Source organism: Frigoribacterium sp. 2355 (assembly GCF_054060695.1).
On sequence record NZ_JBSSDL010000009.1, the window covers coordinates 108,198 to 118,407 of the forward strand.

The window sequence follows — 10,210 nt, forward strand, 5'->3', positions numbered from 1 at the left end:
CGGACGAGCCTGTCGGTAGACTCAAGTGCACCTCACCCGGTGCGTTCCCCCGACGTGAGGAGAAACCCATGCCAGCAGTGGTGATCATCGGAGCCCAGTGGGGCGACGAGGGCAAGGGCAAGGCCACCGACCTGTTGTCGAGCCGCATCGACTACGTCGTCAAGTTCAACGGCGGCAACAACGCCGGCCACACCGTGGTGATCGGCGACCAGAAGTACGCGTTGCACCTGCTGCCCTCGGGCATCCTCTCGCCCGGCGTGACGCCCGTCATCGGCAACGGCGTCGTCGTCGACATCGAGGTGCTCTTCGACGAGCTCGACGCGCTGATCGCGCGTGGCATCGACGTCTCCCGGTTGCGGGTCAGCGCCAACGCGCACGTCATCACGCACTACCACCGCACCCTCGACAAGGTGACCGAGCGCTTCCTCGGCAAGCGCCAGATCGGCACCACCGGTCGAGGCATCGGCCCGACCTACGCCGACAAGATCAACCGCGTCGGCATCCGCGTGCAGGACATCTTCGACGAGGGCATCCTGCGGCAGAAGGTCGAGGCGGCCCTCGACCAGAAGAACCACCTGCTCGTCAAGATCTACAACCGTCGCGCGATCGAGGTCGACGAGGTCGTCGAGTCGCTGCTGTCGTACGCCGAGCGACTCAAGCCGATGGTCGCCGACACGGCGCTCGAGATCCACCAGGCGCTCGAGGCCGACAAGACCGTCCTCTTCGAGGCGGGCCAGGCGACCATGCTCGACGTCGACCACGGCACCTACCCGTTCGTCACCTCGTCGTCCGCCACCGCAGGAGGCGCCTCGACCGGCTCGGGCATCGGGCCGGGCCGCATCGAGCGCGTCATCGGCATCGTCAAGGCGTACACGACCCGCGTCGGCGCCGGGCCGTTCCCGACCGAGCTCTTCGACGCCTCGGGCGAGTTCCTCCGGGCCAACGGCTTCGAGTTCGGCACGACCACGGGCCGTCCTCGCCGCTGCGGCTGGTACGACGCCCCGATCGCGCGCTACACGGCGCGGATCAACGGCGTGACCGACTTCGTGCTGACCAAGCTCGACGTGCTCACCGGCCTCGAGACGATCCCGGTCTGCGTGGCCTACGACGTCGACGGCGTCCGGCACGACGAGGTCCCCGTCTCGCAGAGCGACTTCCACCACGCGACGCCGATCTACGAAGAGTTCCCGGGGTGGAGCGAAGACATCACCGGGGCGCGCGACTTCGACGACCTCCCGAAGGCCGCGCAGGACTACGTGCTCGCCGTCGAGGCGATGAGCGGCGCCCGCATCTCGGCGATCGGCGTGGGCCCGGGCCGTGACGCCATCGTGCAGCGGCACGACCTGGTCGGCTGAGCCGCGCTACCACACTCACCCGCCACCGAGCCAACTCCCAGAATCTAGGTATGGTCTTCTCCTCATGACACTCGACATCGCCTACACCGCCATCGCCCACGCCACCGGTGGGGGTCGTGACGGCCACGTCCGCAGCGAAGACGACCGACTCGACTTCGACACGCGGCCCCCCAAAGAACTCGGTGGCTCCGGCGAGGGCACCAACCCCGAGCAGCTGTTCGCGGCGGGCTTCGCCGCCTGCTTCCTCAGCGCCATGCACGGCGCCGGCAAGAAGCTCGGCGTCGACACGAAGGACGCCGAGGTCTCGGCGAGCGTCGGCATCGGCGGCAACGGCGAGGGCGGATTCGGCCTCGCGGTCGAGCTCGACATCTACACGCCGAACGTCGAGCCCGAGCGTCGTCAAGAGCTGGCCGACGCGGCCCACCACGTGTGCCCGTACTCGAACGCCACGCGTGGCAACGTCGAGGTCACGCTGACGCTGGTCGACTGATCCCGGCCGGGCCGACCCGGCCGTGAAGGAGGCGCGTCCTGCGAGAGCGGGACGCGCCTCCTTCGTCCGTGGCGGTCCGTCGGCGGCCCCGTCGTCGGGCGCGCCGATAGGGTCGGTGCATGGCACTCGACAGTCCTCTCGGGGCGGACAGCCCCCTCAGCTCGGCCGACCAGGGCGCGATCGACGAACTCGCGGGCATCCGCCAGAGCATCGACAACATCGACGCCGCCCTCGTCCACATGCTCGCCGAACGGTTCAAGTACACGCAGTCCGTCGGCCTGCTCAAGGCGGCGGCGGGCATGCCGGCGAGCGATCCCGAACGTGAGCGCGTGCAGATCCAGCGCCTGCGTCGCCTGGCCGAAGAGGCCCGGCTCGACCCGGCCTTCGCCGAGTCCTTCCTGAACTTCATCGTCGCCGAGGTGATCCACCACCACGAGCGCATCGCCGCCGGCGACGACCCCACCGCCGGCCGCGCATGAGCGACCTCGGCCCGTCCGGCCCCCAGCGTCTCTACGTCGGTTCGTACACCGCGGTCAGCGGTGGCCACGGCCTCGGCATCACCGTCCTCGAGCGGTCGAGGGCCGACGGTCGCTGGCAGGCCGGGCAGGTCGTCGAGGCCGACGACCCGTCGTTCCTCGTCGTCACCGAAGGAGCCCTGCACGCGGTCGCCGAGACGAACGAGGGCCGCGTGCTGTCGTACACGATCGCCGCGGGCCGCCTGGTCGAGGCCGGCGTCGCGGCGTCCGGCGGTGCCTCGCCCTGCCACATCGCCCACGACCCGGCCTCGAACGCCCTGCTCGTCGCGAACTACGTCGGCGGCACCTTCGGCGTGCTCAGCTCCGAGGCGACCGACCCGGCACGCGTGACGGCGACCGTCGCGCTCCCGTCGGGTTCCGGCCCGGTCGCCGACCGCCAGGGCGGGCCGCACGCCCACCAGATCGTCGCGACCCCGTGGGGCACCCACCTGGTCAGCGACCTCGGCACCGACCGGCTGATCGAGGTCGCCGTCGACGTCGTCACGCTCGAGCCGTCGGTCGTCGCCGTCCACCCGATGCCTGCCGGCTCGGGCCCGCGACACCTCGCCTGGCTCGGTGACGACCTGCTCGTCGTGGGTGAGCTCGACGCCCGGCTGTACGTCGTCCGCCGCCAGGGCGACGAGCTCGTCATCCCGTACTCGGTGGCGGTCGTCGAGGGCGAGCCGAACGAGCGGGGCGACCTCCCGTCGCACCTGGCCGTGCACGGCTCGCGGGTCTACGTCGCCACGCGCGGCCGCGACACGATCAGCGTGCTCGAGACCTCGGTCGACGCCGAGGGTGGCTCCGACGGCGGCGAGCCCTCGCGGCTCCGGCTGGTCGGTCAGGTGCCGTGCGGCGGCGAGTGGCCGCGGCATTTCACCATCGCGGACGGCCTGCTCTACTGCGCCAACCAGGGTTCCGACACCGTCTCGGTGCTGCCCGTCGACGAGGCCACCGGTCTGCCCGGGGCCCCCGTCGACCTGTTCACCCTCGGCAGCCCCGCCTGCATCGTCGCCGTCTGACCGGACCGCAGGAGGCGCGGGTCAGCGTCGCGGCACGAGTCGCTGCAGCACGGCGATGACGTCGTCGATCGACGTGTCGTGGCGCGGGTCGCCGCCCGAGTCCACCGGTGAGAAGGGCCGCGGCGTGAAGTAGAGCCCGTCGGAGACGAGCGACACCACCCGGGCGACCGCGGGGTCGCCGACGGCGTCGAGGACGACCTGGTGCCAGCGGGACTGCATGGCGGTGAGGGCCTCGAGTGCCCGGGGGTGGCGTCCGCTCGACGCGAGGTTCGAGACGGCGGTGATGCAGCGGTCGAGCGGGTCGTCGGCCGGGATGGCCGCGGGTGACGAGGTGCGGACGAAGTAGTCCACGACGCCCTCCGGTGCGCTGGTCATCGCCGCGACGTCGTCGTCGAGCAGCGCGGTGAGGCGGTCGACGAGGGCGTCGACCAGCGCCTCGCGCGTGGGGAAGTGGTAGAGCAGGCCGCCTTTCGAGACCCCGGCCGCGGCGGCCACGGCATCGAAGGTCGCGGCGCGTTCGCCGTCGTCGACGACGAGCGTCTCGAACGTGTCGAGCATCGATTCCCGGGCTGACGGTCGAGGACTCATTCTGTTACTGTACCGTCTGGACGGTGTAACTGTACCGTCCGGACGGTCGGCACCGCGCCTCCTGCCCTCGTCGGGCCGCCGGCGCCAGGCGGTGCGCGCACCGATCGACCCACCACTCCACCGACCGCGAGAGAACGCCATGACCCGCCCCGCCACCGCCACCGCCACGACCCCGACCGGCGTCCCGCCGCGTGCCGGCCGACGACAGTGGGCCGCGTTGGTCGTGCTCATGCTGCCGGTGCTGCTCGTCTCGGTCGACAACACGGTGCTGAGCTTCGCCCTGCCCGAGATCTCGACCGCACTGCAGCCGAGCGCCGCGGGCCAGCTCTGGATCGTCGACGTCTACTCGCTCGTCCTCGCCGGCCTGCTCGTGGCCATGGGGTCGATGGGCGACCGGTTCGGCCGCCGCAAGCTGCTGCTCACCGGCGCGAGCGGATTCGCCGTCGTCTCGGTGCTCGCCGCGTTCTCCACGAGCGCCGAGCAGCTCATCACGGCACGAGCCGTGCTGGGCTTCTTCGGCGCGATGATCATGCCGGCGACCCTCTCGCTGCTGCGCAGCACCTTCCTCGACCGTGAGCAGCGCCGGCTCGCGATCGCCGTCTGGGCCTCGGGCTTCGCCGCCGGATCGGCCCTGGGCCCGATCGTCGGCGGCGTGCTCCTCGAGCACTTCGCCTGGGGCTCGGTGTTCCTCGTCGCGGTGCCCGTGCTCGTCCCCCTGCTGATCGCCGGCCCGCTGCTGCTCACCGAGAGCCGCGATCCCGCGCCGGGGCCGGCCGACCCGTTCTCGGTGCTGCTGTCGCTCGCGGCCATGGCGCCGGTCGTCGCGGCGATCAAGCTGCTCGCGACCGACGGCTTCGTCTGGCCCGTCGCCGCCCTGGCGGTGGTCGGCGTGGGCTCGGGCTGGCTGTTCGTCCGGCGTCAGCTCGCCCGCCCGCGTCCGCTGCTCGACGTGCGGCTCTTCACGAACCCGGTGTTCGCCGGATCGGTCCTGGTCAACCTGCTCGCCGTCGTGGCGCTCGTGGCCTTCCTGTTCTTCACGACCCAGCACCTGCAACTCGTCGTGGGGCTGCGGCCCTTGCAGGCCGCGCTGACGCTGGTGCCCGGTCTCGCGGTGATGATCCTGGCGGGCCTCGGCGTCGTGCGGGTCGTCCGGTGGCTCCGCCCGCGCACCATCGTCGCGATCGGCCTCGCCTCGGCCGCGCTCGCCTACGCGGCGGTCTTCGCCACCGGCGCCGGGGCCCCCGTGGTCGTGTTCGTCGTGGCCTTCGCCTTCGTCGGCCTGGGCGTCGGCGCGGCCGAGACGATCTCGAACGACCTGATCATCGCGGCCGTGCCCGCGAACCGGGCCGGGGCCGCCTCGGCGGTGTCCGAGACCGCCTACGAGGTCGGTGCCGTCCTCGGAACCGCCGTGCTCGGCAGCATGTTGACCGCCATCTACCGGGGTGCCCTGGTCGTGCCCGCCGGCGTGCCCACCGAGGCGGGCGAGGCGGCCCGCGAGACCCTGGGAGGCGCGGTGGCGGTCTCCGACGGGCTGCCCGAGTCGCTCGCGGGCCCCCTGCTGCACGCCGCCACCGCCGCCTTCGACCACGGTCTCGTCGCCACGGCCGGGGTCGGGGCACTGGTGATGGTCGCCGCGGTGGTGGTCGCCCTCACGACCCTCCGCCGCGCCTCCTCGGCCGACTGAGGCCCCGGGCCGTCCGGGCCACCCCGGCACGGGTGGCCCGAGCCGGCCGCAGCGCCCGCGCGGCCCACCTGCCCACGGGTAAAGTGTGGCGAGCCCCCCGAGACGCCAGGAGAACCATGCCCCGCACCGTCAGACTCGCCGCCATCCCCGGAGACGGCATCGGCCCCGAGGTGGTCGCGGAGGCCCTCAAGGTGCTTGAGGTCGCGGCCGGCGACGACGCGACGTTCGAGGTCACGACCTTCTCGCTGGGTGCGGCGCGCTACCTCGAGACGGGCGACATCCTGACCGACGACGACCTGACGGCCGTCGCGTCGCACGACGCGATCCTGCTCGGAGCGGTGGGCGGCGACCCCCGCGACCCGCGGCTGGCGGGCGGCATCATCGAGCGTGGCCTGTTGCTCAAGCTGCGCTTCGCCCTCGACCACTACGTCAACCTGCGGCCCACCAAGGTCCACCCCGGCGTCCCGTCGCCGCTCTCGGCGCCCGGCGAGGTCGACTTCGTCGTCGTCCGCGAGGGCACCGAGGGGCCCTACGTCGGCAACGGAGGCGCGCTGCGGCAGGGCACGCCACACGAGATCGCGAACGAGGTCAGCGTCAACACGGCGCACGGCGTCGAGCGCGTCGTGCGTTTCGCCTTCGAGAAGGCCCGCGGTCGTCGTGGGCACCTGACCCTCGTGCACAAGACCAACGTGCTCGTGTTCTCGGGCAGCCTCTGGCAGCGCACCGTCGACGCCGTGGCCGCCGAGTACCCCGACGTCGCCGTCGACTACCAGCACGTCGACGCGGCCACCATCCACCTCGTGGTCGACCCCTCCCGGTTCGACGTCATCGTCACCGACAACCTCTTCGGCGACATCCTCACCGACCTCGCCGGCGCCATCAGCGGCGGCATCGGGCTCGCGGCATCGGGCAACCTCAACCCCGACGGCGCTTTCCCGAGCATGTTCGAGCCCGTGCACGGCTCGGCCCCCGACATCGCCGGTCAGCAGAAGGCCGACCCGACGGCGGCGATCCTCTCCGTCGCCCTCCTGCTCGACCACCTCGGCCTGCCCGACGCGGCCGCCCGCGTCACCCGGGCCGTCGACGCCGACATCGCCGACCGCGCCTCGCGTGACGCGTCCGTCCCCGCCCGCCGCACGGACGAGATCGGCACGGCGATCGCCGACCGCGTGCGCACCCTGTCCCCGTCTGCCTCCGCCTGAAGGGCATCATGACCACCACCGACAACGTCTCCGCCCCGACCGACGACTCGGCCGACTTCCCGCTGCAGTTCGAGCTGACGCCGTCCGAGACGGCACGCGACGACGCCGAACGCGAGACGATCCTCAGCGACCCCGGCTTCGGGAAGCACTTCACCGACCACATGGTGACCATCGAGTGGACCCTCGCCGACGGGTGGCATGCGGCGTCCGTCCACCCGTACGGCCCGCTGCAGCTCGACCCCTCGGCGTCGGTGCTGCACTACGCGCAAGAGATCTTCGAGGGCATGAAGGCCTACCGGCACGCCGACGGTTCGGTCTGGTCGTTCCGGCCGGACGCCAACGGTCGCCGCCTGCAGCGCTCGGCTCGCCGACTCGCGCTGCCCGAGCTCAGCACCGACGACTTCGTCGAGTCGGTCCGCCAACTCGTGCGGGCCGATCTCGACTGGGTGCCGTCGGCCCCCGAGACGAGCCTGTACCTCCGGCCGTTCATGATCGCCACCGAGGCGTTCCTGGGGGTCCGGGCCGCCCACGAGGTGTCGTACCACGTGATCGCGAGTCCGGCCGGGGCCTACTTCAGCGGCGGCGTCTCCCCGGTCTCGATCTGGCTGACCACTAACTACGCCCGAGCAGGCAAGGGTGGCACGGGTGCGGCCAAGACCGGCGGCAACTACGCGTCGTCCCTGCTGCCGCAGCAGGAGGCCTACGAGAACGGCTGCCAGCAGGTGCTGTTCCTCGACTCGTCCGAGAGCAACTACATCGAAGAGCTCGGCGGGATGAACGTGGTGCTCGTCAAGAAGGACGGCACCCTCGTCACTCCCGACAGCGACTCGATCCTCGAGGGCATCACCCGTGACTCGATCCTCGAGTTGGCCGAGGCCCGGGGCCACCGCGTCGAGCGTCGTCGCGTGACGATCGACGAGTGGCGTGACGGCGTCGAGTCCGGCGACATCGTCGAGGTCTTCGCGTGCGGCACGGCCGCCGTCGTCGTCCCGATCGCCGAACTCAAGGGCGAGGGCATCCACATCGGGTCGCCCGCCGCGTCCGGTGGAGAACTGACCATGTCCCTTCGCGAAGAGCTGACCGACATCCAGTACGGCCGCCGTCCCGATGTCCACGGCTGGATGACTAGGCTCGACGCGTGAAGATCGCCCGTTTCGCCACGCCCGGAGAAGACCCCCGCTACGGCATCGTCGACGAGCGCGAGCTCATCGTCCTCGCCGGTGATCCCATGTACAGCGGGTACGAGACGACGGGCGAGCGGGTGTCCCTGCGTCAGGCCAAGTTGCTCGCGCCGGTGATCCCGCGGTCCAAGGTCGTCGGAGTCGGCCTGAACTACCAGGACCACGCCGACGAGCTCGGCCAGTCCGCGCCCGAGGCGCCCATCCTGTTCCTCAAGCCCAACACGACGGTCATCGGTTTCGGCGACTCGATCCAGCTCCCGCCCGACGTCGGCCGGGTCGACTTCGAAGGCGAACTCGCCATCGTCATCGGGTCGATCGCCAAGCGCGTGAAGGCCGAGGACTACCAGGACGTGGTGTTCGGCTACACCGTCGCCAACGACGTCACGGCCCGCGACGTGCAGAACGCCGACGGCCAGTGGACCCGCGCGAAGGGCTACGACACCTTCCTTCCCCTCGGCCCCTACATCGAGAACGAATTCGACTGGGCGGATGCCACCATCGAGACCCGGGTGGACGGCGAGGTCATGCAGCGCGAGTCGACGATGCAGATGATCCACAAGATCCCCGAGCTGATCGAGTACGTCACCGACGTCTTCACCCTGCTGCCGGGTGACGTCATCCTGACCGGCACGCCCGCCGGCATCGGTCCGTTCACGGCGGGCCAGACCGTCGAGGTCGCGATCTCGGGCCTCGGCTCGTTGATCAACCCCGCCAAGAACCGGGTCTAGGCCCGCCCGGTGAGCCCCGCCGCCGTCGACGCGCCCCCGCGCGCGAATCCGGTGCCGGGGCTCCTGCTGGCCGGGGTCGCCTACGGGGTGGCGTGGGGCCTGCACCTCGTGTTGCCGGCGGTCCCCGTCCTGACCTGGTGCGTCCTGCTGGGCATCGCGGCCGCCCAGGTCCGGCCCCTCCGCCCGGTGATCGACGGCAGCGGCAAGCCCGGACTGACGTTCGCCTCGAAGCGACTGTTGCGCATCGGCGTCGTGTTGCTCGGGCTCCAGCTCAGCCTCGTCGACGTCGCCGGACTCGGGTGGGCGACGGTCGTCGTCGTGATCGCGATCCTCGGGCTCACGTTCGCGGTCACCTACCTGCTCGGCCGATGGGCCCGGCTCCCCGGTGACCAACCCCTCCTGCTCGCGGCCGGCTTCTCGATCTGCGGGGCGTCGGCGATCGGCGCGATGAGTGCCGTGACCCGCGATCGCGGCAAGGACGCCGCGACTCCCGTCGCTCTGGTCACGTTGTTCGGCACGCTCGCGATCGCCGTCCTGCCCCTGATCGGAGGGTGGGTCGGTCTGACCGACCTCGAGTTCGGTGCCTGGGTGGGGGCGAGCGTGCACGACGTCGGTCAGGTGGTCGCCACGGCGCAGACCGCCGGAGCGGCCGCTCTCGCGATCGCGGTCATCGTCAAGCTCACGCGGGTCCTGATGCTCGCGCCGATCGTGGCGATCACGTCGACCGTGGTTCGCCGACGGGGTGCCGACGCCGGAGCTCGGCCGCCGATCGTGCCGTTGTTCGTCGTCGGCTTCGCCGTCGCGGTCGTCGTCCGGACGGTGGTCCCGGTTCCGGAGGCGCTGCTCGCGATCGCGGGGACGGTCCAGTCGGTCCTGCTCGGGCTCGCACTCGTCGGCCTCGGGTCGGGCATCCGCCTCGAGCGCCTCGTCCGCACCGGTGGCCGCGCCTTCCTCGTCGGCCTGGCCTCGTGGATCGTCATCGCCTCGGTGTCCCTGGGCGCCGTGCTCCTGCTGCCCCTGGGGTAGCGGCTGCGTCCCCTCGGGACGTGGCGGGCGACACGCCCGGGATGCACGCAGTTTGGCCATACCCGTCGCGGGCTGCGTAAAGTAATCACTTGTCACCCCAAAGGTGCGGGCGGAGCGAAGCTTCCCCGGCCCTCAAGTGGGACCAACTTCCAAGTCCTCGAGTTGCTTCACAGCCTCGGACCAAGTGAGTTGCGAACACTGATCAAGATGATGTAGAGTTACGGCTCGTTCCGCAAGGGACGTCGGCACGGTCTCGGCATCGTCGGTCAGTGCATAAGGTTACAGAACTGCCCAGGGCAAAGGTCTTCTAAGGCTGGGTCCCTGGTGCGTTTGGTCCTTGAGAACTCAACAGCGTGCACATTGTCAAATGCCAAATTATACCCTGGCATTGCTTGTGGCTTCATCTTTGGTGGGGTTGT

General features: G+C 70.9%; 10 protein-coding genes. 9 read left to right on the top strand and 1 reads right to left on the bottom strand.

The window, feature by feature from the left end; translation table 11 throughout:
* The first annotated feature begins 68 nt into the window (after positions 1–68).
* From ACVJ1F_RS11740 to ACVJ1F_RS11755, 4 genes are all read left to right on the top strand, one after another.
* Positions 69–1,355: an adenylosuccinate synthase gene (locus ACVJ1F_RS11740; RefSeq protein WP_456886393.1), complete on the top strand. Its 1,287-nt coding sequence runs from the start codon at positions 69–71 to the stop codon at positions 1,353–1,355.
* A gap of 64 nt (positions 1,356–1,419) precedes the next feature.
* Positions 1,420–1,845, top strand: a complete 426-nt coding sequence (locus ACVJ1F_RS11745) for an organic hydroperoxide resistance protein (protein WP_055978271.1) — start codon at positions 1,420–1,422, stop codon at positions 1,843–1,845.
* A 119-nt stretch (positions 1,846–1,964) separates the two neighbouring features.
* Positions 1,965–2,324, top strand: coding sequence for a chorismate mutase (locus ACVJ1F_RS11750; RefSeq protein WP_082452693.1), 360 nt, complete (start codon positions 1,965–1,967; stop codon positions 2,322–2,324).
* The gene (locus ACVJ1F_RS11755) at positions 2,321–3,382 is read left to right on the top strand and encodes a lactonase family protein (RefSeq protein WP_456886395.1); all 1,062 of its coding nucleotides are present in this window, start codon (positions 2,321–2,323) and stop codon (positions 3,380–3,382) included. The genes ACVJ1F_RS11750 and ACVJ1F_RS11755 overlap by 4 nt, the downstream gene beginning before the upstream one ends.
* A gap of 21 nt (positions 3,383–3,403) precedes the next feature.
* Here ACVJ1F_RS11755 and ACVJ1F_RS11760 read toward each other — a convergent pair whose 3' ends face one another.
* The gene (locus ACVJ1F_RS11760; RefSeq protein ID WP_043593162.1) at positions 3,404–3,970 is read right to left on the bottom strand and encodes a TetR/AcrR family transcriptional regulator; all 567 of its coding nucleotides are present in this window, start codon (positions 3,968–3,970) and stop codon (positions 3,404–3,406) included.
* A 139-nt stretch (positions 3,971–4,109) separates the two neighbouring features.
* On the opposite strand from ACVJ1F_RS11760, the gene ACVJ1F_RS11765 reads away from it, so the two are divergent.
* The 5 genes from ACVJ1F_RS11765 (at position 4,110) to ACVJ1F_RS11785 (ending at position 9,791) form a co-directional block, all read left to right on the top strand.
* Positions 4,110–5,654 carry an MFS transporter gene (locus ACVJ1F_RS11765; RefSeq protein ID WP_456886397.1) on the top strand — a complete coding sequence of 515 codons (1,545 nt, stop codon included), beginning with the start codon at positions 4,110–4,112 and terminating at the stop codon, positions 5,652–5,654.
* Positions 5,655–5,770: 116 nt separating this feature from the next.
* Positions 5,771–6,856 (top strand): 3-isopropylmalate dehydrogenase, encoded by a 1,086-nt coding sequence (locus ACVJ1F_RS11770; protein WP_055978277.1) that lies wholly within the window; start codon positions 5,771–5,773, stop codon positions 6,854–6,856.
* 8 nt (positions 6,857–6,864) lie between these two features.
* Positions 6,865–7,998 carry a branched-chain amino acid aminotransferase gene (locus ACVJ1F_RS11775; RefSeq protein ID WP_456886399.1) on the top strand — a complete coding sequence of 378 codons (1,134 nt, stop codon included), beginning with the start codon at positions 6,865–6,867 and terminating at the stop codon, positions 7,996–7,998.
* A complete protein-coding gene (locus tag ACVJ1F_RS11780; protein WP_055978279.1) occupies positions 7,995–8,765 on the top strand; it encodes a fumarylacetoacetate hydrolase family protein in 771 nt (256 codons plus the stop codon). The genes ACVJ1F_RS11775 and ACVJ1F_RS11780 overlap by 4 nt, the downstream gene beginning before the upstream one ends.
* 9 nt (positions 8,766–8,774) lie before the next feature.
* Complete coding sequence (locus ACVJ1F_RS11785) at positions 8,775–9,791, top strand: YeiH family protein (protein WP_456886402.1); 1,017 nt, start codon at positions 8,775–8,777, stop codon at positions 9,789–9,791.
* Positions 9,792–10,210 lie beyond the last annotated feature (419 nt).